Below are 22,878 nucleotides of genomic sequence, written 5' to 3' on the forward strand. Positions count from 1 at the left end.
TGGATGCCCGATGCAACGCCTGAGCGCCCTCACCGATCTGTTACGGCATCTGTTGAAATGGCTGCTGCTGGCCTTTGTGGTGGCCGTGCTGGCAGGGTCGGCCTCGGCCGTTTTCCTGTTCGCCCTGGACTGGGCGACACGCACGCGTTTGGCGCACGCCTGGCTGATCTGGCTCCTGCCTGTAGCGGGCTTTGCCGTCGGCTGGCTGTATCTGCGTTATGGCAGCTCGGTGGAAGGCGGCGCGAATCTGCTCATCGATGAAATCCACGACCCGAAAAAAATCATCCCCTTGCGCATGGTGCCGCTGGTACTGGGTGGCACTGTCCTCTCGCATTTGTTCGGCGCCTCTGTCGGGCGCGAAGGCACGGCCGTGCAAATGGGCGGCGCGCTGGCCGACCAACTGACGCGCATGTTTCATTTGCACAAGGAAGACCGGCGCATCATCCTGATGGCCGGCATCAGCGCCGGCTTTGCCTCCGTCTTCGGTACGCCGCTGGCAGGCGCCCTCTTCGGCCTGGAAGTGCTGGCCATCGGCCGCCTGCGCTATGAAGCCATGCTGCCCTGTCTGGCCGCCGCCGTCATCGCCGACCAGGTGGTCCTGCTATGGGGGCCGGTTTTGCACATTAGCCACACGCATTACGCCGTGCCTTTGACCCCCGCCATTTCCGCCTGGACCTTGTGCGCCATGGTGATCGCGGGCATGCTGTTCGGCGTGACGGGCAAGGTGTTTGCGCAAGCCACGCACGGCTTGAGCGGGCTGATGAAACGCTGGATCAGCTATGCCCCGCTGCGCCCGCTGGTCGGCGGCCTCGTCGTCGCCGTCGCCGTTTGGCTGATCGGTACGGATCGCTACATCGGCCTGGGCATCCCCACCATCGTCGACGCGCTGAACGAACCGCTGCCCGCATACGATTTCCTGGCCAAGATGGCATTTACCATTGTTTCGCTGGGCACCGGTTTCAAGGGCGGCGAAGTGACGCCCTTGTTCTACATCGGGGCGACGCTGGGCAATGCGCTGGGCCCGTTGCTGCACCAGCCCGTCACCTTGCTGGCCGCCATCGGTTTTGTTGCCGTCTTCGCGGGCGCCGCCAACACGCCCATCGCCTCGACCCTGATGGCGATGGAACTGTTCGGCGCCGAGATCGGCGTGTACGCCGCCATCGCCTGCGTGGTGGCGTATCTGTTTTCCGGCCACGCTGGCATTTACCGGGCGCAACGCAGCGGCCACGCCAAACGCACGGTTCCCAAGGATGCAGACACATGACACAGAATATCTACGACAACGACGCTTTCTTCACGGCCTACAGCCAGCTGCCCCGCTCCGTTGGCGGTCTCGACAGCGCACCCGAATGGCCGGCAATGCGCGCCATGCTGCCCACGCTGCAAGGCAAAAGCGTGCTCGACCTGGGCTGCGGCTATGGCTGGTTCTGCCGCTGGGCGGCTGACGCCGGCGCGGCGCGGGTGCTGGGTGTGGATGTGTCGGAAAAGATGCTGGCGCAGGCAAGTGGCATGGACACTCATGAAACCGTCAGCTATGCCCGGCTGGACCTGGAACAACTGGCCTTGCCGCCCGCCAGCTACGAGCTGATTTACAGTTCACTGGCGTTCCACTACATCGAGGATTTTGTCGCCTTGCTGGCCGCCATCCGCCACGCCTTGAAGCCGGGTGGCAAGCTGGTGTTTTCCATCGAGCACCCGATCTTCATGGCGCCGCGCCAGCCCGGCTGGCTGACGGATGCGCATGGCCGCAAGCGCTGGCCCATCGACAGCTACCAGCAACAAGGCCCGCGCGTGTCGGACTGGCTGGCGCCCGGCGTGATCAAGCAGCACCGCACCCTAAGCACGACCTTGAATGCCTTGCTACACGCCGGTTTCCAGCTGGAGCATGTGGAAGAATGGGGACCGACAGACGCACAGGTCGCGCAGCAGCCAGCCCTGGCGGAAGAGCGCGAGCGGCCGATGCTGTTGCTGGTGGGCTGCAGCCTGCGCTAGGCCCGGCGCCGTTCAAACAATTTTCCTGCAAGCTCTTCGATATCGTCACGCATGGCCAAGGCATTCAGCCACGCCGGCGGAATCGCCCGGGCACCATAATAGGCGCCGGCAAGCTGGCCGACGATGGCGCCAGTGCTATCGGCATCTTCGCCCAGGTTGACGGCGCGCAATACCGCCGCTTCCAGCGACTCCAAGCAATAGCCGGTGCCGCGAATCCGCCCTTCCGTCTTGGCGATGAAACGACCACTCGCCATCTCGCTCAGCCTGGCTTCGGCAGGCAGGTAAGCCATACTGTCCAGTAGCGCCTCTTTCGGCGTAACCGCCAGCGCGCTGCACAGCAAAGCGGCAAACATCTGGCAGCTTTCGACCGCTTCCGCCGCCGCATGGGGCGTGCGCGAGCTATCGGCGGCGTAGGCCAGGGCCGCCGTCACATCCGGATAGGCAAACAGCACGACGGGAGCCAGGCGCATGAGCGAGCCATTGCCGGCTGAACACGGCGCGGTGGAACCACTGTAGGGATTGCCCGTCTCCTGGAAACTGGCCAGTGCGGCTCTTACCGTGGCGCCGATATCGAAGCAGGTGCCGGTGGAGCTCAGATAGCCCCATTGCCACCAGTTCAGATACCGTACCATCTGGTCTTCCGGCGCGAACGCCCCCTTGAGTAACAGGCTCTCGGCAAGGCCATCGCGCCATCAGATTACGCCACCAGATTACGCCACGGTAGGCCGCAGCGCCACCCCGCCATGCAGGGCCAGCGGCATGGCCCTGGCCCAGCGGTTCGAGGATAGCGAAAACGTCAGCGCGCGCACCTGGTGATACCAGCCGGCAGGCACATACAACATGTCGCCCGGCTCGACGATGCATTCGATCATGCTGGCCTGGCGCGCCAAAGGGAAACGCTGGAAATCGGGCGCTTCCGGGTCAAAGGGCGAACCGAACAGGATGGCGTTCGCTACGCTCGGGTACAAAAATGCGTCGTGGTGCGGCGGCGATAAAAATATGCGCTTGCGGCCCCACACTTGGGCGAAGATATTGTCGTCGAAGTCGCAGTGCAGGGGCGTGACCGTGCCAGCCGGCCCGACCCAGAAACGTGGCGGGCCCATCTTGTCGAAATACGTGGGCCAGTGGCACAAACGATTCAATTCGCGCAATTCCAGGTTGCCCAGGTACGGCGGCAGTCGGTTCGCCGCGTCGTGCGTGCCCTCTTCTACCAGGTCAAGGTATTGCCCCATCGACATATCCTGCATGGCGCGGTCGGCTGCAAACGCCGTGTTGATGTAGTCGCCCACCCGCGCGCGCACGGGCACGTGGCTGAACTGCGCGCGCAACATGTCTGGCCCCAGCTTGGATAAGGGCCAGCGCTGCACCAGCCCACGCATCAGGAATGGCAGGCCCAGCGCGGCGCGCGCGCGGAAGGCGGCGGCATCGAGCATGCCCAGATGCGGCACGGCGCTGATGGCCGGCAAGTCACGCGCTGCCTGCTTGATGGCCTCGCGCATGGCATCGATGGACGTGACGCCGCGTACCTGCGCATCCTTGTCTTCACGTGCTTGCTTGCGCGCAAGCGCGGCTTCGGGCGAACCGAATTCGGCTGGCGGCCTGGGCGGCAAAGCGCGCGGCGATATGGGGGTGGCCGCAAGCGGGAGCGGCACTTCTTTTTCTACAGACATAAACCTTCTTTGCGATCAAGGCGTCGCACGGCATGGCGCGACAGTGCGCTATTTTAAGCCAGCAAGGCCCGTTCAGCACGCATGACAGATTCCCTACGACGCATCGACACCTGACAAAACCATCGCGAGCGGCAGTGATTTGTGGCTAAGAAGCGCAACCGTGCTAGAGCACGGTGAGCATCGCAAGCCACCTATATCGACGCGCAGCAGGTTTGGTCAGGTGTTCCTACACAGCCGTCTTGAATATCGGGTCGACGATGAACTGCTGCGCCTTGATGCGCAAGGTGCGCTCTTCGTCCAGCTCGGCGCGCGTTTCGCCCAGCTCTTCGCGCTCCGCCTCCAGTTCCAGGCGGGCAGCCGCCAGTTCCGTTTCCACGCGCGTCAGGCTTTCCAGCTTCAGCTGCGCCTGGATCAATTCGGCGCGCGCCGCTTCGGCAGCTTCTTCCAGGCGGGGAATGCCTTCGAGCTTGAATTGCGCCTTGGCCAGGTCCATGCGCGCCTGCTCGGCCGCCTCTTCCAGGCGCGGCAAGCCTTCCAGGCGCAGCTGCGCCTTGGCAAGGTCGGTGCGGGCCTGGTTGGCCACTTGCCGCTCGCGTTCGAGTTCCTCGCGCAAAGTTTCCAGTTCGCCCGCCTGCAAGTCGAGCATTTCTTGCTGGCGCTCGTTCTCGCTGGCCAGGTCCATCAATTCCTGTTGATTATCGTTCATCTCGGCTTCATGCGCGCTGTGGCTGGCGCTTAATTCCTGTCCTACATAATCGAGGATGGCTTGCTGCAGTACGGGCGACAGTTCGGCGGCGGCAGAAATCTGGCGCTGCGCGCCTGCCTTGCGGCGCTGCAAAAGCTTGCTGATGGTGCCCAGGCAGGCGCCGTTGCCCAGCCGTTCGCGCAAGGCGCGCACCGTGATGGCCTGGCCTTCGCCCGCCATCGCTTCCATTGCCGCATTGATCTGTTCCGCGCTTGCTTTTGCCATTATCGTGTACTCTTGAATGTTGCTCAGGGCAATCTTGCCCAAGGGCATTATCTTATGCCAGCGGCGACAAAGCGTAAAGTATTTCTCAATAGAACGCAATTGCACAACAGGACCGTGTGCAAACATGCGGCTTCAGGTGATTTACTCTTCCAGCAAGCCATTTTCCGTGAGCATATCCTGCACCAGTTCCAGGCGCAGCACGGGATTGTCTTGACTGAGCAGCAATTGCTTTTGCATGGCGCTCAAGGACAGCAACTCGCACCAGCGGTTCGCCACCCAGCCGCACTCGTCGAGCCGGTACGGCGGCTGCAGGGGCATTTGCTCTGGCGGAATCTTTTGCTCCTGCAAGGTGCGTATCAGCGCGCCGAGCGCATCTGCCACGTTCTGCTGCTCTTGCGGGATGGGAATGGTTTTATCGGGCGGCAAGGTTTCAATCTGCGCCATCCACAAGCCGTGCTTCAGCTGCTCGCTGGAAAGGATATGAAAGCGCTGCATGCCCATGCATTTAATTTGCAGCAAGCCCGACAGGGGCGCGGCCCAGTCGATGACGCGCGCCAAGGTGCCCACGGGCGCCAGGATTTCCTGCTGGCCCGGCTTGCGCACTTCCGCGCCGTCCAGCAGCTGCACCACGCCAAACAGCTGCTCGCCCATGATGCATTTACGTATCATGTCCAGATAACGTACCTCGAAGATCTGCAAGGGTAGATAGCCATCGGGATACAGCACCGTATTGAGCGGGAACAAAGGTATCGAGGTCATAGCCGCATGATGGCACGAATGCCAACTCCATGCAGCACGCCTCTCCAAGCAGTTTTAGTTCGATGTTATTTGTAGAAGCGGCGCTTCTTGGCCCGCTCGGCCGCCTTTGGCGCCAGCACCTTGACGGCTTTTTTCTGAATGGTGCCGCCGGCGGACGTGCCCGGCACGCGGTGTTCCGCCTCGAAACCGGGCTCCTCGTTGCGCTTGAGGGTTTGCCGAGTCAACGCTTCGACGGCCGACAGCAATTCCACCTCGTCGGCGCAGACGAGGGAAATGGCCTCGCCCGAGGCACCCGCGCGGCCCGTGCGGCCGATGCGGTGGATATAGTCTTCCGCCACGCTGGGCAAGTCGAAATTGACGACGACGGGCAATTGATCGATGTCCAGGCCGCGGGCGGCCACGTCGGTAGCCACCAGTACCTGCACCTCGGCCGCCTTGAAACGGGCCAGCGCGCGCAAGCGGTTCGGCTGCGTCTTGTCGCCATGGATCGAATCGGCGCGCACGCCCTGCTCCAGCAAGGTATTCACCAATAGCTCGACGCCCTTGCGCGTCTTGACGAAGACCAGGACCTGGCCCCAGCGCTTTTTCTTCAGCAAGTGCAGGAACAGTTCCGGCTTGCGTTTCTTGTCGCACACGATGACCGATTGCTTCACGGCTTTGACTGTGCTGTTACGCGCGCTGACTTCCACCGAGACGGGATCCTTCAGCATGGTTTTCGCCATGGCGCGGATGGCGTCCGAGAAGGTGGCCGAGAACAGCAGGGTCTGGCGCTGCTTGGGCATGCTCATCAGCAATATATCGAGCTCGCGCTCGAAGCCCAGGTCCAGCATGCGGTCCGCCTCGTCCAGCACCAAAGTCTGCACTTGCTCGAACTTGACGGCGCCCTGCGTCTGCAAATCCAGCAAGCGGCCCGGGGTGGCCACCAGCACGTCGAGGCCCTTGCGCAATTTACTGATCTGCGGCTCGATGGGCACGCCGCCATAGGCGACAAAGCTGCGCAGCGGCAAGTTGCCGCCATAGCTGCGGAAGCTGGCATACACTTGCTCGGCCAGTTCGCGCGTGGGGACAAGCACCAGCACGCGCACGCACTGGGGCGCCACCACGCCTTCCAGCGTCAGGCGCTGCAGCAGCGGCACGGCAAAGCCGGCCGTCTTGCCCGTGCCCGTCTGGGCGGCGGCCATCAGGTCGCGCCCGGCCAGCACGGCGGGAATCGCTTGCGCCTGCACGGGCGTGGGCTTGGCATAGCCGAGCTCATCGAGTTTGCGGACCAGGGGATCGATCAGGCCGAGGGAGGAAAACGTCATGGGAAAAGCAATCTTGGCAAATGAAAAGGTGGCGCGCACGGACCAGCCGTGCGCGCGATTGCCGAGATTATAGGCCAGCGGGGATACCGGCCGGGGTTTCACCGCGAAAACAGACCCGTCAAAACTTCATTTCCAGGGTCGCGCGCGCCTGCGGCGAGCTCGGTGAAATGCTGTTGCGGACGATGCTGCCGCTGTCGTCCGCATACGTGGTGGTGCTCTCGAAGTCTTGCGCCAGCAAGTTCGACACGGCCAAGCGCAGCTGGTTCTTCGCGTCGAATTTCCACAGCGCATAAATGTCGAGGTCGCGCCGCGGCGAGGTGTAGGCGCTCTGGCGTTCCGTGATGCGCACGGGGCCGCCATTGCGGAAATTGAAACTGCCGCCCGTGGTCAGCACGCCGTCCGGCGTCTTGTAGTCGAGACCGAAGTTGCCGCTGACAGGGGTTTGCTGGTCGAGACGGTTGTTCGGCCCCGGCACCTGCTCCACCTGCGACCAGTTGCGGCTGACGCTGGCGCGCAAGTCGATGGCCGGCACGGGTCCGGCCAGCACGGCGCGTAGCGGGAACTTCGCTTCCAGTTCCAGTGTCTGCGTATTCGCGCGGCCATCGTTCACGGGCGTGGATATCCAACGCTCATTCATGAACAACAAACCCTGGCGCGTGTAGCCGTCGATGCGGCGGGCCGAAGCGCGCGCGCTGAGCAAGGCACCTTCGGCCCAATAGTGCTCGTACGAGGCATCGATGCCCAGCGCCAGCTCCGGCTTCAGATACGGATTGCCTTCGCGGTCAGGATCGTTCTGGCTATTGTTGGTCGAAGTATTGCGGCGCGGAATCAGGCTTGACGTGGGCTGCGCCTTGTAGGTGCGCGTCAAGGCCAGGCGTACCTGGTCGCCCTTGGTATCAGGCAACTTCCACAGGGTTTGCAGCAGCGGGCTCCATACGCTCGTGCGCTGCTGCACTTCGTCATAAGTGTCGCCCGCGCTGCGCGTATCGATGCCTTCCCAGCGCACACCCGCGTACATCGACCAGCGCGGGGTAATTTCCCAGTCGTCCTGCACGTACAGGGCAAGGCGCTGGATCGTGGCGTCGAAACCTTCGTCGCTGTTGACGGGCGCGCGTGCACCCGACGCGACCAGGGCCGCTTCGCGCTGGCGGCGCGATTCCTCGCGCCCGGTATGCGCGCCGTCCCAGCCCATCGACAGCGCATGGCCGGGCAGCAAGGGCGCGGAATACTTGCCGGTGGAACTGACGCCGTTTTCCGTCGCCTTCACGCCCACCTTGCGCTCGAGCGCCAGGCCGCTGCCATCGATAAAGCCTTGCTGCAGGCTATCGGACGTATTGCGGGCGGCCGAGGCGCCCACTTTCAATTCCAGCCGGGCGCCACCAGCCAGCTTGTGCATCCACGTCAAGTCGCTGCGGCCGAAGGCATTGTGGTTGCTGGAACTGCCCGTATTGGTGTCGTAATCGGGGCGCAAGCCCTGCTCTGTTTCCGCGCGGCTGACATTGCGGTGGTTCGAGCGCCCGCCATTGAAAAAAAATTGCGCCGTCAGATTGTCGCCGTTGGCCAGCACCCAGTTCAGGCGCGGCGACAGATTGATGCCTTCCGGGCGGCCATCGCCCGTGCCATTGGTACGGCGCAGCAGGTTTTGCCGGCCATCGGGCGCGTAGCCCAGTTCCCGCCCGGGATTGTCGTAATGGTAATCGTAGCGGAATAGCGAGCCGGCCAGCGAATACGAAAAATTGCCGTCGCGGTCGGACAGTTGCACATTCACGCTGGGCGAAAAGCTCACGTCGCTGCCCTGCACGCCCAGCTTGAGTTCGCGCTGCGCCGTCTTCACGGCCTTTTTCAGCACCACGTTGATGGTACCGGCGATCGACTGCGTGCTGTATTCGGCACTGGCCGCATGTAAAATCTCGATGCGTTCGATCACGTCGGGCGACAGGGTATCGAGCGAAAAACCGGCCGGCGCCCGTTCGCCGTTGAGCAATATCTGCGTGTAGCCGCTGCCCAGCCCGCGCATGCGGATTTCGCCGCCCGAGCGCCCGGCCGCGCCGGAAACGGTAATGCCGGGCAAGCGCTTGAGCACGTCGGTGACGTTGCTGTCGCCATACTTGAGGATTTCTTCGCTGCTGACAACCATCTTGCTGGCCGTATCGTCACGGCGCGGATCATAGCCGCTGCCCTTGACTTCAACCGTTTGCATGGGCTTTTCTGCCTTCAGCGGCGCGGCGGCAGCCTCGACGGCGGCTGGAGTTTCGGATTGCTGGGCCTGGGCATTCCAGGCAAACAGAACAGCGGAACAAACAACGGTAAGGCGAAGGCAACGGCGTGGCATCATGACCTGGCTAAAAAAAGTTGGCTGAATAAAAATGGCTAAAAGCTAAAAAACAGGCCGCTGTATTGTGCTGCAATTTTTTCCGAGTGGCACAGTTTCCTGAAAATATTCCCTACAGCAAATTAAATTCGGTGACAGACCGTGCTACGCACCCTTGCATACGGCGCATATCATTTCGCGCCACATCGCCGCTATAATGCGTTTTCATCGATTCCCATCACCCCGTCAAAGGCTACCCATCGTGTCTGACCGTCTTGCCGTTTTGCCTCAGTATCTGCTGCCCAAGGGGGCGTTGACCAATTTTGCCGGCCGAATCGCCGGCGCCAAGGGCGGCGCCATGACCACGCGCCTGATCCGCTGGTTCGTCGGCCGCTACAACGTCAACATGGATGAGGCACTGGACCCGGACATCACGCACTACGCCAGCTTCAACGACTTTTTCACGCGCGCGCTGCGCCCGGATGCGCGTCCGCTGGCCAAGGCCGACTACGTCTGCCCCGTCGACGGTCGCATCAGCCAGTTCGGCACGATCGACAAGGACCAGATCTTCCAGGCCAAGGGCCACAACTTCAGCACCACGGCCCTGGTGGGCGGCGATGCCGCCTTGGCGGCCCAGTTTGAACACGGCAGCTTTGCCAACCTGTACCTGAGCCCGCGCGACTACCACCGCATCCACATGCCGTGCGACGGCCGCTTGACGCGCATGATTTATGTTCCCGGTGAATTGTTCTCCGTCAACCCGACCACGGCGCGCGGCATTCCCGGCCTGTTCGCCCGCAACGAACGCGTCGTCTGCCTGTTCGACACGGCCAACGGTCCCTTCGTCATGACCCTGGTGGGCGCCACCATCGTCGGCAGCATGGCCACCGTCTGGCACGGCGTCGTCAACCCGCCCCGCACGGGCCAGGTGCGCGACTGGAGCTATGCCAACGACAATGTGGTGCTGAAACAGGGCGAAGAGCTGGGCCGCTTCCTGCTCGGTTCCACCGTCGTCATGCTGTTCCCGAAAGGCACCGTGGACTTCAACGGCACCTGGCAAGCGGCCGGTCCCGTGCAGTTGGGTGAAGTCATGGGCAACGTGCCCAAATAAATTATCTGGGTGCGCTCCTACACGGGCGCATCGGTTTTGTACATCTCCTCCATCAAGTCCAGGAACGCGCGCGTCTTGGCCGGCATCAAACGCCGGCCGGGAAACACAGCCCAGCCCGTGACCAGCGGGAAACTCCATTCGGGCAAGACCCGCACCAATTCCCCCGTCGCCACATACGCCTTGGCAAAGCGGTCCGTGCTGGCCGCGATGCCCACGCCCGTGCAGGCCATGCGCACCAGCAATTCCGGCGAGTTGGCCAGCAGGCGCACAGGTAAATCGCGCTCCCACGTCGTCTTGCCGCGCATCAAAGTCCAGTGTACGAGGCCATCCACGGCACGCGGCAAGCTGAGCAAATCGTGGCCATACAGGTCGTCGGGATGCTCGGGCAAGCCGTGCACGCTCGTGTATTGCGGTGAGGCATACAGGGACAAGCTGCTGAAGGCCACGCGCCGCGCCGCCAGGCTGGCATCGTCGGGCAAGTTGCCCATGCGAATGGCCAGGTCAAAATTTTCTTCCAGCAAATCCACGCGGCGCGCCGACAAGTCCAGTTCCAGCGAAATGGCCGGATAGCGGCGCACGAACTCGGCCAGCACCTCGCGCATCAGCGCGTCGCCGAAGTCGGCCGGCATGGAGATGCGCAGCAAGCCACTGGGGCCCGCCTGGCGGTGCTGGGCCAGCGCGCCGGCCGCCTCCGTTTCTTCCGCCACCTTGCGCGCATGCTCGAGCAGGCTGGCGCCAAACTCCGTCAGCGCCAGCTTGCGCGTGGTGCGCAGCAAGAGCCGTTCGCCCAATCTGGCTTCGAGCTGCGAGATGCGCCGCGACAGGGTTGACTTGGGCAAGTCCACACGCACGGCGGCGCGACTGAAACTGCCACATTCGACGACGCGCGCAAACAGCAGCAAATCTCCAGGATCGATATTCATCGCTTACCTTTACACTCGATTGTTCCATCAGTGGATTAATGTTATCCATTTTAACGCCTTCCGCATCAATTTTGGAATTGCTATAGTTCATCCATCGCAAGACACCTCACACGGAGAAACAAGATGAACATCCTGCAAATCAATTCCAGCGCCCGTAGCACCGGTTCCGCCTCGACCCGTTTGGCTGACGCCATCGTTGCCCGCGTACAAGCCGCCAACCCTGGCGCCACCCTGGCGCGCCGCGACTTGGCCGCTGCACCGCACCCCGTGCTCGACGAGCCGACCTTGCAAGCGCTGTTCACCCCGGCCGACAAACGCACGCCGGAGCAGGCAGCCCGCATCGCCCTGGACGACGCGCTGATTGCGCAAGTGCAAGCGGCTGACGTCATCGTCATCGGTGCACCGATGTACAACTTCGGCATCACCGTGCAACTGAAAAGCTGGTTCGACGCGATTGCCCGCGCCAACGTCACCTTCAAGTACACGGAAAACGGCCCTGTTGGCCTGCTGACCGGCAAGAAAGTCTATGTGGGCCTGTCCCGCGGCGGCTTGCACCGCGATAGCACCAACGATAGCCAAGTGCCATACCTGAACACCATGTTCGGTTTCCTGGGCCTGACCCACGTGCAATATGTGTATTCGGAAGGCATGGGCATGGGCCCGGAAGCCGTCGCCAAGGCGCATGCGCAAGCGGACGCCGAGATCAACGCGATCCTGGTGTAATCCCCAGCAGTGAAAGGGACGGCGCACTGGCGCCGTCCCGGCCTAGAGGAGAGAGCAATGAGCGATACCACCACCGTCACGCAAGCACGCGCCGTCGAGCGCGTGATCGCCGGCCAGGCCGTCATGGATGGCGCCGGCGTGAAGATCAACCGCGTGCTGACGCAGCAATTACAGCGCCGCCTCGACCCGTTTTTGATGCTCGACAACTTTGCCAGCGATAAGCCGAACGACTATATCGCCGGCTTCCCCGAGCATCCGCACCGCGGTTTCGAAACGGTCTCGTACATGATCACGGGGCGCATGCGCCACAAGGACAGCGCGGGCCACGAAGGCTTGCTGACCTCGGGCGGGGTGCAATGGATGACGGCCGGCAGCGGCGTGATCCACTCGGAAATGCCGGAACAGGAAGAAGGCGTGATGGAAGGTTTTCAGCTGTGGCTGAACCTGCCTGCGCGCGACAAGATGCGCACGCCGTGGTACCGCGATTTCACCAGTAGCGAAATCCCCCGCTACACGACGGACGCAGGCGTGGCCGTGCAAGTGATCGCCGGCGAGAGCCATGGCGTGGCGGGCGCCGTGCAGCGCGAACTGACGGAACCGCTATACCTGGACATCGACTTGCCGGCCGGCAGCAGCTTCGAGCAGCCCTTGCCGGCAGGCCATAACGCCTTCCTGTACACCTTCCGCGGCGAAGTGCAGGTCGATGGCAAGGCCGTGCCTGCCCTGCGCATGGCGATCTTCGCCAACACGCCGGGCAGCGACGGCGTGCGCATCGAGGCGCCGCAAGGCGGTCGCGTGATCCTGGTGGCCGGCCAGCCCTTGAACGAGCCCATCGCGCAATACGGCCCGTTTGTCATGAATACCCAGGCGGAAGTGTTCCAGGCCGTGCAGGATTTCCGCGAAGGCAAGTTTGGCGAGACGGCCGTGCAGTAAAGTTGTCTGCCCCATCAACAACCTGCAGTGCCTCCGGGCCTGCAGGTTTTTTTACGTGCCGACTATTTTGTTGCTTTTCAATTACACTGACGGCAACCTCATTCCACAAAGCATTCCATGCAGCCGATGCACACCGAACACGACGCCACCCATTTGCACGCCCACCTGAAGGGCGACGCCAAGCACACCCATTCGTTCGAAGGGCGTAGCCAGAGCATCCTCGCGTGGGCGCTGGGGCTGACCCTGTCATTTGCCGGCATCGAGGTGGCGGCCGGCTTCCTGTCCAATTCGCTGGCCCTGATTTCCGACGCGGGCCATATGGTCACGGATGCGGCCGCGCTGGGCCTGGCCCTGCTGGCGCAACTCATCGCGCGCCGCCCCCCTTCGCCGCGCCACTCGTTCGGCTTTGGCCGCGCCGAGGCGCTGGCCGCCTTCGTCAATGGCCTGGCCATGCTGTGCGTGGTGGGCTGGATCTGCTATGAAGCCGTGCTGCGCTTTTCCGCCCCGCAACCGGTCAAGGGGGGCATGGTCTTCATCATCGCCTTCATCGGCCTAGCGATCAACGTGGTGGTGGCGTGGGTCTTGTCGAAAGACAAGCAAAGCGTGAACACGCGCGCCGCCCTCGTGCATGTGATGGGCGATTTGCTCGGTTCGGTCGCCGCCATCATCGCCGGCGCCGTGATTTACTTTACGGGCTGGATGCAGATCGACCCGCTGCTGTCCGTGCTGGTGTCCCTGCTGATCCTGAAATCCACGTTTGGCGTACTGCGCGAGTCGTACCACTTCCTGATGGAAGGCGTGCCCATGCACATCGATTACATCCAGGTGGGCGCTGACGTGGAACAAGTGGACGGCGTGATTGCCGTGCACGATTTGCATGTCTGGGACATGTCGCCGGGCCAGCCGGCCCTGATCGGCCACGTGGAGATCGAACACCTCGACCATTGGCCCAAGGTATTGCGCGCGATCAAGAAGATGCTGTTGGCCAAGCATGGCATCGATCACATCACCTTGCAGCCGGAGACAGCGGCGATGGCGGGATTACACGCGGGTGACAAGACGCACTGACAGTGATGCGGGAAGTCCAGGCAAGACTCCCACCCTAAATCAGCTTCTTCTGGCCTCCAATACGCCACTCACGTCCTTGATCACATTCAAGGCCTTCAATAACTGCGCCGTCGAACTGATCTCGGCCGTAAACGTCATACGGGCCTGGCCCTTGGCGCTTTGGGTATTGACGCCGATGACGTTGATCTTTTCGCGCGAAAATATTTCGGAGATGTCGCGCAGCAAGCCCTGGCGGTCGCCTGCCAGAATGAAAATGTCGACCGGGTACACCGTGTCGTGGCCGCCCGTGCTGCCCCACTCCGTAAAGATCACCCGTTCGGGCGACTTGGCGCGCATTTCTTCGAAATTCTTGCAGGTGGCGCGGTGAATCGACACGCCCTTGCCACGAGTGACGAAGCCGACGATGCTGTCCGGCGGTGCCGGCTTGCAGCACTTGGCCAGCACCGTCATCAAGCCTTCCGTGCCCACCACCAGCACGCCGGACTTGGCGCCCTGCTCCACGCTGGACGCGCGGCTCTTGCCGACCAGCACGGCGTCTTCCGGCACCACCACTTCGCCATTGTCGTGCAGCGCCTGCTCCACGTGGCGCAGGCTGAATTCATCCTTGCCGACAGACAGGAATAGTTCATCAACCTTGGCAAAGCCCAGCTTTTGCGCCAGCGATTCAAGATTGACGGCCGTCTTGCCTTCGCGCTGCAGGGATTTCTCCACCAGCGCACGGCCGTGGGCCAGAGTTTCCTGCATGTCAATGGCATGGAACCAGGCGCGAATTTTGGAACGCGTGCGCGTGCTGACGGCGTAGCCGGCGCCCAGCCAGTCGCGCGACGGCCCGGCCGTGCCCGGCGCGCCCTTGGCCGTGATGATTTCACAGGTCTGGCCGTTTTTCAGCTGGGTATTCAAGGGCACCATGATGCCGTCGACCTTGGCGCCGCGGCAGCGGTGGCCCACGTCCGTGTGCAGGTGATAGGCAAAATCGACGGGCGTGGCGCCGACGGGCAATTCCAGCACGCGCGCCTGCGGCGTCATGACGAAGATGCGGTCGTCCAGGGTGGCCGACTTGAGCTTTTCCACCCATACACGCTGGATTTCTTCCTGGCCCACGACGGCGTCGGCGACCTCGGTTTTCCACGCCAGCAGCTGGCGCAGCCAGGCGATCTTTTCGTCGTATTTCTGGCCGGCAAAGTTCGAGCCACCCTCTTCCTTGTAGCGCCAGTGCGCGGCCACGCCGTATTCGGCAAAGCTGTGCATTTCATTGGTGCGGATTTGCACTTCCAGCGGGCGGCCGTCCTCGGCCATCACCACCGTGTGCAGCGACTGATAACCATTGGGTTTCGGGCGCGAAATATAATCGTCGAATTCTTTCGGGATGGGGGTCCAGATATTGTGCACCACGCCCAGCACCGTGTAGCAAATTTTCACGTCGGCAACGATGACGCGGAAGGCGCGCACGTCGTACAGGGCCGTGAAATCGAGCTCCTTGCCGCGCATCTTGTTCCAGATGCTGTAAATGTGTTTCGGGCGGCCAAATACTTCCGCCTGGATGCCGGCCGAAGCCAGTTCCGTCTGCAGGCGCAAAATCGCCGAGGAAACAAAGCCCTCGCGCATCATGCGCTTTTCTTCCAGCATCTTGGCGATGCGTTTATACGCTTCCGGTTCGATGAAGCGGAAGGACAAATCTTCCAGTTCCCACTTCAGTTGCCAGATGCCGAGGCGGTTGGCCAGCGGCGCGTACAGGTCCAGCGTTTCCTTGCCATATTCGCGCGTCATTTCATTGAACAGCTTTAATTCGGCGAAATAGCGCAGGGTCGTCACGCAGGCGGCCAGGCGCACCAGCACGACGCGCATGTCGGAGGCCATCGCCAGCAGCATCTTGCGCAAGGTTTCCACCTGGGCCACGGCTTGCTGCGCCGCATTCTTGCCGCGACCGGCAGCGCTGCCGTGCTGTGCCTGGGTCAGCGCGCGCAGGCGGATCAGTTGGCGCACGCCTGTCGCCAGGTCGCACACCTGCTTGCCGAAGCGCGGCTCGATATCGGCTGCCGTATCCGGGTCCAGCAAGGTCAGCTCGAACATCAGGCCGGCAATGCGCGTTTCCGCATCGCTGCGCAGGAAAGCCAGGGTGGTGGCCACGCCGATGGCGAAGTCCAGCGCAGCACGGCCGGCAAAGGTCTGCTTGTCGCCATACGCTTCGGTGGCATACGCGAGCGCGTCCAGCACGCGCGCGCTGTCCGGCGCACTCAAGCCCTCTACCAGTTGTTCCGATATGACGCTATTCGGGGCCGAGATGGAAACCATGTAATGCCTTATAAACTTAAAAACTAAATAACTGAATAACCTAGCGCTCTGCAGCGATGATGACGATTTCAACCAGGCATGCCGGATTGGCCAGCTTCGCCTCCACGGTGGCGCGCGGCGGCGTGTGGCCGGACGCGACCCAGTCATCCCATACTTCATTCATGCCGGGAAAGTCTTTCATGTCGGCGATGTAAATCTGGCACGACAGGATGCAGGTCTTGTCGCTGCCTGCTTCCATCAGCAGGCGGTCGACGTGAGCGAGCACTTCGCGCGTCTGGCCGACGATGTCTTGCGTCGTGTCTTCGGCAATCTGGCCAGCCAGGTAGATGGTGTTGTTGTGTATCGCCACTTCGGAGAGGCGTTTGCCTACGTGCAGTCGTGTAATTTCCATGCTTCTTCTTTCGGTTGTTTCAAAATCTGTACAGCGTTATTACTTACTACCACTTACTTGCTCAGCAGAAATTTGCGCGCGATGGCGATCTGGTCGTCGTGCACGAAGGTGGGCGCATGGCCCACACCTGCGATTTCCACCAGCTGCGCCTTCGGCCCGCGGCCAAGCATACTTTGCGCCGTCGCGTGCGACAGCAGGTCGGACTCCGACCCGCGCACCAGCAAGGTGGGGCAGCGCACGGCATCATACGCGGCCCACAGCATGGCTTCGTCGCTGGCCGCCGATTCCGGCGTAGCCGAGCGGAACGGCATGGCCAGTCCCATATCATAGTGGCGGCGCCAATGGCCATCCTTATCCTGGCGCAACACATCGACTGCCAGTTTATGCCATTCCTCGTCCGTATGCGGGCCGAAGCTGGCGGACACGTCGCGCACAAATTTGGCGCCCTGCTCGAACGTCTCGAAACGCAAGTCCTGGCCGATGTAGTCGCCGATGCGCTGCAAGGCTTCGGGCGCCAGGGTCGGGCCGATATCGTTCAAGACCAGCTTGCTGATCGGGCTGTTCGGCAAGGAAGCCAGGCCCAGGCCGATCAAGCCGCCCATCGACGTGCCGAACCAGTCCACCGTCTGGCGATCGCCATAGTCCAGCACGCGCGCCAGCAAAGTCACCATGTCGCTCACATATTGCGGTATGCGGTAGAACTGCGGATTGGCCAGCCAGCCCGAGCGCCCGCGCCCCACAACGTCGGGGCAGATGACGCGGTAATCGCTGGCCATGGCGCGCGCCAGGTTGTCGAAGTCGTCCGCCACGCGTGTCACGCCATGGGCGCAGACGAGCACGTTCGGATTGTCGGGCGCGCCCCACTCCTTGTATGACATGGTATGCAAGCCTGCGGGGGAGATGCATTGCACTGACTTGATGCTGGCTTCGATCATGCGATTTCCTTATTTAATATAAAAAGAGCACCGCTTCCTGCCTGTCATGGGGTGTCCCGCGCGCGACGCTACGGCAGTGTAGCGCAGCGCGGGCAATGCTCCAAGCGCGCGCCTGAAATGCTGCGCCGCAGCACGCCAGTCATGGCGCAATACCCGATATAGCGAAAATGCATATCTGCGGTTATCCACAATTGAGCCGGCCTGGCAATGCGCGGATGATCGCAGCATCAACCCGCAAGAGGAGACCACTCGTGAAAAAACCATTCTATAAAATCCTGTATGTACAGGTGCTGTTCGCCATCGTGGCAGGCGTGCTGCTGGGGGTGTTTTATCCCTCAAACGCCGTCGACATGAAACCGCTGGGCGACGGCTTTATCAAACTGATCAAGATGATCATCGCCCCGGTGATCTTCTGTACCGTGGTCTCCGGCATTGCCGGCATGCAGGATGTCAAGAAAATCGGCAGAGTGGGCGGCAAGGCACTGCTGTACTTTGAAGTGGTTTCCACCTTCGCGCTGGCCATCGGTCTGGTCGTTGCCAACCTGCTCAAACCGGGCGCCGGCTTCAACGCCGACCCAGCCCACCTCGACGCCAAGTCGATCGCGCAATACACGCATGCCGAAGGCTTGACGACGGTCGATTTCCTGATGAACATCATCCCGAAGACTTTCGTTGACGCCTTCGCCAAGGGCGACATCCTGCAAGTGCTGCTGATCGCCATCCTGTTCGGCTTTTCGCTGTCCCTGCTGGGTGAGCGCGGCCGTCCGGTCACCAAGCTGATCGACGAGCTGTCGCATGCCATCTTTGGCATGGTCAACATCATCATGAAAGTCGCTCCCATCGGCGCGTTCGGCGCGATGGCCTTTACCATCGGTAAATACGGCCTGGCTTCGCTGATTCCGCTGGCTAAACTGATGGGTTCGTTCTACCTGACCTGCTTCCTGTTCGTCTTCGTCGTGCTGGGCCTGATCGCCAAGTACACCGGCTTCTCGATCGGCCGCTTCTTGCTGTACATTAAGGAAGAACTGCTGATCGTGCTGGGCACGAGCTCGTCGGAATCAGCCCTGCCAGCACTGATGAAGAAACTCGAGCGCCTGGGCTGCTCGAAACCGGTGGTCGGCCTGGTCGTGCCTACCGGCTACTCGTTCAACCTGGACGGCACCAACATCTACATGACCATGGCCGCCCTGTTTGTGGCGCAAGCCACCAACACGGAACTGACCATCTGGCAGGAGCTGACCATCCTCGGCGTGGCGATGCTGACCTCGAAAGGCGCCTCCGGCATCACCGGTGCCGGCTTCATCACCCTGGCCGCCACCCTGGCCGTCGTGCCGACGATTCCCGTGGCCGGCATGGCGCTGATCCTGGGCATCGACCGCTTCATGAGCGAGTGCCGCGCGCTGACCAACTTCGTCGGCAACGGCGTTGCCACCATCGTCGTGTCGAAATGGGAAAAAGAACTGGACATGGACAAGCTGCACAGCGAGCTGGCTCACCCTACCCACCCTGCCGACGACGCTTATGTGGCACCGGCCGTGAATATCGTGAAATAAGCGCAATGCACTGAGTAGTACCCTGCAAGGCCCCGCGGAGCGATCCGCGGGGCTTTTTTCATGCGCGCACACTTTATTCCATCATCAACAATCAGTAAATCATGCATCAACATTTACCAGGATGATCAATAAATCAAAAACCTTTATAGTGCTGTCACCTGTTCGCCGCCAGGCTCCCGCATAATGACATAGCGTTAGTGCAAGCCTGACACCGAAGCATCCACACTTTGAATGGAGTACCTCATGTCCCTCTCGCCCGCCTTCTACGCCACCTGGAGCCCACGCCTGCTGGGTGTGCTGCGCATCATCCTCGGCTTTCTTTTCATGCAACATGGTACGGCCAAGCTGTTCGGCGCGCCGCATGTGGCCATGTTCGACGGCCTGCAACTGTTGTCCGTGATGGGCGCGGCCGGCGTCATCGAGCTGGTGGGCGGCACCCTGCTGCTGGTCGGCCTGTTCACGCGCCCCGTCGCCTTCATCCTGTCGGGCCAGATGGCGGCCGCCTACTTCATGGCGCATGCACCAAGCGGTTTCCTGCCGATCCTGAACGGCGGCGAAATGGCTGTCATGTACTGCTTCACCTTCCTGTATTTTGCCGCTGCGGGCGCCGGCGCCTACAGCCTCGACGGCTTGCGCAGCAAGGCTGCCGCATAAAAAAGGCGGACATCGCTGTCCGCCCTTTCATTGCATGCACCGAACCGTTTATACGGCCGAAACGTCCAGCTCAGCGCCCGTGGCCGCCTGCACTTGCTCCTTGGTCACGCCCGGCGCCAGTTCCATCAGTTTCAGGCCGTTTTCCGTCACGTTGATGACGCCCAGGTCGCTGATGATGACGTCGACCACGCCCACGCCCGTCAGCGGCAAATCGCATTGTTTCAGCAGCTTGTGCGAGGTCGTGCCATCCTTGGCCGTGGCCACGTGTTCCATCAACACCACCACACGCTTGACGCCGGCGACCAGGTCCATGGCGCCGCCCATGCCCTTGACCATCTTGCCTGGAATCATCCAGTTCGCCAAGTCGCCCTTTTCCGACACTTGCATCGCGCCCAGGATGGCCAAGTTGATCTTGCCGCCACGAATCATGCCAAACGAGTCAGCCGAGCTGAAGTAGGCGGCACCCGGCAAGGCCGTCACCGTCTGCTTGCCGGCGTTGATCAGGTCGGCGTCGACTTCATCGTCGGTGGGAAACGGGCCGATGCCCAGCAAACCGTTTTCCGACTGCAAGAATACTTCCATATTCTCCGGCACATAATTGGCCACCAGGGTCGGCAAGCCGATGCCCAGGTTCACATAAAAGCCATCCTGCAATTCCTTTGCCGCACGCGCGGCCATTTCATCTCTAGTCCAAGCCATGATGTTCTCCGTATTCTTTTTTATGCTTCAGTGCGCACGGTGCGCTGCTCGATGCGTTTTTCCGGGTTCGCGTTGACCACGATGCGGTGCACGAAGATGCTCGGCGTATGCACCTGGTCCGGGTCGATCTCGCCCACTTCGACCAGTTTTTCCACCTCGACGATGGTGATCTTGCCGGCCATGGCCACGTTCGGGTTGAAATTGCGCGCCGTCTTGCGGTAAACCAAATTGCCCGCGCGGTCGGCCATGTAGGCTTTCACCAGCGACACATCGGCCACCAGGCTGCGTTCCATCACGTATTGTTCGCCGTCGAATTCGCGGATTTCCTTGCCGTCGGCAACGATGGTGCCCACGCCCGTCTTGGTGAAGAAGGCGGGAATGCCGGCGCCGCCCGCGCGCAGCTTTTCAGCCAGGGTGCCTTGCGGCGTGAATTCCAGTTCCAGTTCGCCGGCCAGGTACTGGCGCGCGAATTCCTTGTTTTCGCCCACATAGGAGGCGATCATTTTCTTGATCTGGCGGGTAGTCAGCAACTGGCCCAGGCCGAAGCCGTCCACGCCGGCGTTGTTGGAAATGGCCGTCAGACCCGTTACGCCCGAATCGCGCAAGGCTTTGATCAGTGCTTCGGGAATGCCGCACAGGCCAAAGCCGCCGACGGCGATGGTCTGGCCATCTTGGACGATACCGGCCAGCGCCGAGGCGGCGTCAGGATAAACTTTATTCATGGGTGTCCCTCTATCTTTTGTTAAGCTTTGGTCTTGAGTCCATGACTCAGGCAGCGACTCAGCATAAAATACGCGAGTGGAAAGTACAATACCGTAGAACTACCGGCGCCGTGCCAGCAATCCCACTGTGAGAGTGATACGTATCAGATGAACGCCGCGTCAGCCATCGATTATGAAAGCATCTTCCTGCACGCGCCCGTGGGCATGTGCATCTCGGAAAACCGCATCATGCGCAGTTGCAATGAAGCACTGGCGGCCATGTTCGGCTATGCACGCGTCCAGATGGACGATCAATCGTTCGAAGTACTCTACCCCACGCACGACGAATTCCTGCGCACGGGTGACCGCATCATCCCCATCATGAACGCCAAGGGCCGCTATTCGGACGAGCGCATCATGCGCCGCAGTAATGGTGAATTGTTCTGGTGCCACGTCACGGGCCACGCCATGCTGCCCGCGCAGCCGCTGGGGCCTGGTATCTGGACGTTCGAGGATGTCAGCGAGAAACGTCCCGTGACGGCGGAACTGACCCCGCGCGAGCGCGAAATCGCCGCCCTGCTGGTGGAAGGCAAGACCAGCAAGGTCATCGCCCGCCAGATCGACCTCAGCCCCCGCACGGTGGAAATGCACCGCGCCAAGCTGATGCGCAAATTCGCTGCATCGACCTCATCGGAGCTGGTGCACAAGCTGGTGGGGCTGCAGCTGCAGCGCTAGGGCTGCATCCAAGGTGACTATCGTTTAACGCCAAGTAAAACCGTCGCGAGCGGCAGCGATTTGTGGCCGAGAAGCGCAACCGTGCTCTAGCACGGTGAGCATTGCAGGCCGCAAAGCGCGACGCGCAGCAGGTTTTATGGCGTTAAAACGTGCTCATGCCGCCATCGGCAGAGATAATCGCGCCATTGATGAAATGCGAATCCTCGCCCGCCAGCAGCAGCAGCAGGCCGTCGAGGTCTTCCGGCTTGCCCGGGCGCTTGTTCGGCAGCATTTCGATCAGCTTCTTGCCCTGCTCGGTGGCGAAATAATCTTCGTTGATCTCGGTGGAAATATAGCCGGGGCAGATGGCGTTGGTGTTGATGCCATACTTGCCCCACTCCACGGCCATGGCGCGCGTCATGTGCACCATGCCCGCCTTGCTCATACAATACACGCCGATCTGCGGCAACACCTGCAAGCCCGCCATCGAGGCGATATTGATGATGCGGTGCTGTTTCTTCGGGTCGCCCTTGGCGCGCGCGATCATGCGCTTGGCCGTCTGCTGGGCCACGAAGAATGAGCCACGCAGGTTGGTATCCATCACGAACGAGTAATCCTCGGGCGTGACGTCGACCAGGCGTTGCGTGGTGGAGACACCGGAATTGTTGACGAGGATATCGATAGGGCCCGCTTCTGTTTCCGCATGCGCGATGGCCGACTTGATGCTGGCGAAGTCGGTCACGTCGAGCGACACCACGTGCGCGGCGCCGCCATCGGCTTCGATTTCGGCACGCAACTCCTTCAGGCGTTCGGTGCGGCGCGAGGCCAGCACGACCTGCGCGCCCGCCTGGGCCAGCACTTTCGCAAAGCGCGCGCCGAGGCCGCTCGATGCGCCGGTAATCAGGGCAATCTTGCCCTCGAAATTGACTTCTATGCCCACGAGCTACTCCTGTTTTGTTTTAGATAACACTTTACGCCGTGCCACTGGCACAGGGGCAAAATCCCCTGCGTCACACTTGCGCAAAGGTAAACGCCATCATTACACAAAATGGCTGGATTTAGATTGCGGCGTGGGGCAATGTCACGCAAAATGGCGCCAAAGTTGCAATCCTCGCCAAAAACAAGCACACTCGTGCTTAAATTTATTCGAAGATTCCTCACCCACCCATTTAGTG

22 protein-coding genes are annotated in these 22,878 nt (G+C 61.6%); 9 read left to right on the forward strand and 13 right to left on the reverse strand.

Annotated elements, in window-relative coordinates:
• The first annotated feature begins 10 nt into the window (after window positions 1–10).
• Window positions 11–1,264, forward strand: coding sequence for a voltage-gated chloride channel family protein (locus tag ACQ4W7_RS07685; protein WP_436529588.1), 1,254 nt, complete (start codon window positions 11–13; stop codon window positions 1,262–1,264).
• Complete coding sequence (locus ACQ4W7_RS07690; RefSeq protein WP_436529590.1) at window positions 1,261–1,992, forward strand: class I SAM-dependent methyltransferase; 732 nt, start codon at window positions 1,261–1,263, stop codon at window positions 1,990–1,992. The genes ACQ4W7_RS07685 and ACQ4W7_RS07690 overlap by 4 nt, the downstream gene beginning before the upstream one ends.
• Here the strand turns inward: ACQ4W7_RS07690 and ACQ4W7_RS07695 are convergent.
• The 6 genes from ACQ4W7_RS07695 to ACQ4W7_RS07720 form a co-directional block, all read right to left on the reverse strand.
• Entirely contained in the window at window positions 1,989–2,660 is a 672-nt protein-coding gene (locus ACQ4W7_RS07695) for an ADP-ribosylglycohydrolase family protein (protein WP_436529833.1), read from the reverse strand. The genes ACQ4W7_RS07690 and ACQ4W7_RS07695 overlap by 4 nt on opposite strands.
• Window positions 2,661–2,702: 42 nt before the next feature.
• A complete protein-coding gene (locus tag ACQ4W7_RS07700) occupies window positions 2,703–3,662 on the reverse strand; it encodes a cupin-like domain-containing protein (protein WP_436529592.1) in 960 nt (319 codons plus the stop codon).
• Between the two features lie 226 nt (window positions 3,663–3,888).
• Window positions 3,889–4,632, reverse strand: a complete 744-nt coding sequence (locus ACQ4W7_RS07705) for a DNA-binding protein (protein ID WP_436529594.1) — start codon at window positions 4,630–4,632, stop codon at window positions 3,889–3,891.
• Window positions 4,633–4,773: 141 nt separating this feature from the next.
• The gene (locus ACQ4W7_RS07710; RefSeq protein WP_426072915.1) at window positions 4,774–5,391 is read right to left on the reverse strand and encodes an LON peptidase substrate-binding domain-containing protein; all 618 of its coding nucleotides are present in this window, start codon (window positions 5,389–5,391) and stop codon (window positions 4,774–4,776) included.
• A gap of 65 nt (window positions 5,392–5,456) precedes the next feature.
• Complete coding sequence (locus tag ACQ4W7_RS07715; RefSeq protein ID WP_436529596.1) at window positions 5,457–6,695, reverse strand: DEAD/DEAH box helicase; 1,239 nt, start codon at window positions 6,693–6,695, stop codon at window positions 5,457–5,459.
• Between the two features lie 118 nt (window positions 6,696–6,813).
• Window positions 6,814–8,895 carry a TonB-dependent receptor plug domain-containing protein gene (locus ACQ4W7_RS07720; RefSeq protein ID WP_436529598.1) on the reverse strand — a complete coding sequence of 694 codons (2,082 nt, stop codon included), beginning with the start codon at window positions 8,893–8,895 and terminating at the stop codon, window positions 6,814–6,816.
• A gap of 373 nt (window positions 8,896–9,268) precedes the next feature.
• Here ACQ4W7_RS07720 and asd point away from each other — a divergent pair, with 373 nt between their 5' ends.
• Window positions 9,269–10,117, forward strand: coding sequence for an archaetidylserine decarboxylase (gene asd, locus ACQ4W7_RS07725; protein ID WP_436529600.1), 849 nt, complete (start codon window positions 9,269–9,271; stop codon window positions 10,115–10,117).
• Between the two features lie 17 nt (window positions 10,118–10,134).
• Here the strand turns inward: asd and ACQ4W7_RS07730 are convergent, their stop codons facing one another.
• Entirely contained in the window at window positions 10,135–11,040 is a 906-nt protein-coding gene (locus ACQ4W7_RS07730; RefSeq protein WP_426072919.1) for a LysR family transcriptional regulator, read from the reverse strand.
• 123 nt (window positions 11,041–11,163) lie between these two features.
• On the opposite strand from ACQ4W7_RS07730, the gene ACQ4W7_RS07735 reads away from it, so the two are divergent.
• The 3 genes from ACQ4W7_RS07735 (at window position 11,164) to ACQ4W7_RS07745 (ending at window position 13,764) form a co-directional block, all read left to right on the forward strand.
• On the forward strand, window positions 11,164–11,763 hold the full coding sequence (locus tag ACQ4W7_RS07735; protein ID WP_436529602.1) for an FMN-dependent NADH-azoreductase: 600 nt from the start codon (window positions 11,164–11,166) through the stop codon (window positions 11,761–11,763).
• Window positions 11,764–11,820: 57 nt separating this feature from the next.
• Window positions 11,821–12,696, forward strand: a complete 876-nt coding sequence (locus tag ACQ4W7_RS07740; RefSeq protein WP_426072921.1) for a pirin family protein — start codon at window positions 11,821–11,823, stop codon at window positions 12,694–12,696.
• Between the two features lie 117 nt (window positions 12,697–12,813).
• Window positions 12,814–13,764, forward strand: coding sequence for a cation diffusion facilitator family transporter (locus ACQ4W7_RS07745; RefSeq protein WP_436529604.1), 951 nt, complete (start codon window positions 12,814–12,816; stop codon window positions 13,762–13,764).
• 39 nt (window positions 13,765–13,803) lie between these two features.
• Here ACQ4W7_RS07745 and ACQ4W7_RS07750 read toward each other — a convergent pair whose 3' ends face one another.
• The 3 genes from ACQ4W7_RS07750 to ACQ4W7_RS07760 are packed head-to-tail and all read right to left on the reverse strand — an operon-like array spanning window position 13,804 to window position 17,382.
• Window positions 13,804–16,056 carry a RelA/SpoT family protein gene (locus ACQ4W7_RS07750; RefSeq protein ID WP_436529606.1) on the reverse strand — a complete coding sequence of 751 codons (2,253 nt, stop codon included), beginning with the start codon at window positions 16,054–16,056 and terminating at the stop codon, window positions 13,804–13,806.
• A gap of 40 nt (window positions 16,057–16,096) precedes the next feature.
• Window positions 16,097–16,447: a RidA family protein gene (locus ACQ4W7_RS07755; protein ID WP_426072924.1), complete on the reverse strand. Its 351-nt coding sequence runs from the start codon at window positions 16,445–16,447 to the stop codon at window positions 16,097–16,099.
• Between the two features lie 53 nt (window positions 16,448–16,500).
• A complete protein-coding gene (locus ACQ4W7_RS07760; protein ID WP_436529608.1) occupies window positions 16,501–17,382 on the reverse strand; it encodes an alpha/beta fold hydrolase in 882 nt (293 codons plus the stop codon).
• Window positions 17,383–17,597: 215 nt separating this feature from the next.
• Between ACQ4W7_RS07760 and ACQ4W7_RS07765 the strand changes: the two genes are divergently transcribed.
• Entirely contained in the window at window positions 17,598–18,935 is a 1,338-nt protein-coding gene (locus ACQ4W7_RS07765; protein ID WP_426072926.1) for a dicarboxylate/amino acid:cation symporter, read from the forward strand.
• Between the two features lie 243 nt (window positions 18,936–19,178).
• Window positions 19,179–19,589 carry a DoxX family protein gene (locus ACQ4W7_RS07770; protein ID WP_436529611.1) on the forward strand — a complete coding sequence of 137 codons (411 nt, stop codon included), beginning with the start codon at window positions 19,179–19,181 and terminating at the stop codon, window positions 19,587–19,589.
• 48 nt (window positions 19,590–19,637) lie between these two features.
• Here ACQ4W7_RS07770 and ACQ4W7_RS07775 read toward each other — a convergent pair whose 3' ends face one another.
• Window positions 19,638–20,288, reverse strand: coding sequence for a CoA transferase subunit B (locus ACQ4W7_RS07775; protein WP_436529613.1), 651 nt, complete (start codon window positions 20,286–20,288; stop codon window positions 19,638–19,640).
• Window positions 20,289–20,308: 20 nt separating this feature from the next.
• A complete protein-coding gene (locus ACQ4W7_RS07780) occupies window positions 20,309–21,010 on the reverse strand; it encodes a CoA transferase subunit A (protein WP_426072929.1) in 702 nt (233 codons plus the stop codon).
• 147 nt (window positions 21,011–21,157) lie between these two features.
• On the opposite strand from ACQ4W7_RS07780, the gene ACQ4W7_RS07785 reads away from it, so the two are divergent.
• Window positions 21,158–21,724 (forward strand): LuxR C-terminal-related transcriptional regulator, encoded by a 567-nt coding sequence (locus tag ACQ4W7_RS07785; protein ID WP_426072930.1) that lies wholly within the window; start codon window positions 21,158–21,160, stop codon window positions 21,722–21,724.
• 142 nt (window positions 21,725–21,866) lie between these two features.
• Here ACQ4W7_RS07785 and ACQ4W7_RS07790 read toward each other — a convergent pair whose 3' ends face one another.
• Window positions 21,867–22,643, reverse strand: coding sequence for an SDR family oxidoreductase (locus ACQ4W7_RS07790; protein WP_034752351.1), 777 nt, complete (start codon window positions 22,641–22,643; stop codon window positions 21,867–21,869).
• Between the last annotated feature and the right edge of the window lie 235 nt (window positions 22,644–22,878).

It is taken from the genome of Janthinobacterium algoris (assembly GCF_051380935.1).
Classification (GTDB): domain Bacteria; phylum Pseudomonadota; class Gammaproteobacteria; order Burkholderiales; family Burkholderiaceae_D; genus Janthinobacterium.

Coding starts and splice junctions, on each gene's coding strand:
- ACQ4W7_RS07685 (WP_436529588.1), top strand. CDS start 11: ATGCAACGCCTGAGCGCCCTCACCGATCTGTTACGGCATCTGTTGAAA.
- ACQ4W7_RS07690 (WP_436529590.1), top strand. CDS start 1,261: ATGACACAGAATATCTACGACAACGACGCTTTCTTCACGGCCTACAGC.
- ACQ4W7_RS07700 (WP_436529592.1), bottom strand. CDS start 3,662: ATGTCTGTAGAAAAAGAAGTGCCGCTCCCGCTTGCGGCCACCCCCATA.
- ACQ4W7_RS07705 (WP_436529594.1), bottom strand. CDS start 4,632: ATGGCAAAAGCAAGCGCGGAACAGATCAATGCGGCAATGGAAGCGATG.
- ACQ4W7_RS07710 (WP_426072915.1), bottom strand. CDS start 5,391: ATGACCTCGATACCTTTGTTCCCGCTCAATACGGTGCTGTATCCCGAT.
- ACQ4W7_RS07715 (WP_436529596.1), bottom strand. CDS start 6,695: ATGACGTTTTCCTCCCTCGGCCTGATCGATCCCCTGGTCCGCAAACTC.
- ACQ4W7_RS07720 (WP_436529598.1), bottom strand. CDS start 8,895: ATGCAAACGGTTGAAGTCAAGGGCAGCGGCTATGATCCGCGCCGTGAC.
- ACQ4W7_RS07730 (WP_426072919.1), bottom strand. CDS start 11,040: ATGAATATCGATCCTGGAGATTTGCTGCTGTTTGCGCGCGTCGTCGAA.
- ACQ4W7_RS07735 (WP_436529602.1), top strand. CDS start 11,164: ATGAACATCCTGCAAATCAATTCCAGCGCCCGTAGCACCGGTTCCGCC.
- ACQ4W7_RS07740 (WP_426072921.1), top strand. CDS start 11,821: ATGAGCGATACCACCACCGTCACGCAAGCACGCGCCGTCGAGCGCGTG.
- ACQ4W7_RS07745 (WP_436529604.1), top strand. CDS start 12,814: ATGCAGCCGATGCACACCGAACACGACGCCACCCATTTGCACGCCCAC.
- ACQ4W7_RS07750 (WP_436529606.1), bottom strand. CDS start 16,056: ATGGTTTCCATCTCGGCCCCGAATAGCGTCATATCGGAACAACTGGTA.
- ACQ4W7_RS07755 (WP_426072924.1), bottom strand. CDS start 16,447: ATGGAAATTACACGACTGCACGTAGGCAAACGCCTCTCCGAAGTGGCG.
- ACQ4W7_RS07760 (WP_436529608.1), bottom strand. CDS start 17,382: ATGATCGAAGCCAGCATCAAGTCAGTGCAATGCATCTCCCCCGCAGGC.
- ACQ4W7_RS07765 (WP_426072926.1), top strand. CDS start 17,598: ATGATCGCAGCATCAACCCGCAAGAGGAGACCACTCGTGAAAAAACCA.
- ACQ4W7_RS07770 (WP_436529611.1), top strand. CDS start 19,179: ATGTCCCTCTCGCCCGCCTTCTACGCCACCTGGAGCCCACGCCTGCTG.
- ACQ4W7_RS07775 (WP_436529613.1), bottom strand. CDS start 20,288: ATGGCTTGGACTAGAGATGAAATGGCCGCGCGTGCGGCAAAGGAATTG.
- ACQ4W7_RS07780 (WP_426072929.1), bottom strand. CDS start 21,010: ATGAATAAAGTTTATCCTGACGCCGCCTCGGCGCTGGCCGGTATCGTC.
- ACQ4W7_RS07785 (WP_426072930.1), top strand. CDS start 21,158: ATGAACGCCGCGTCAGCCATCGATTATGAAAGCATCTTCCTGCACGCG.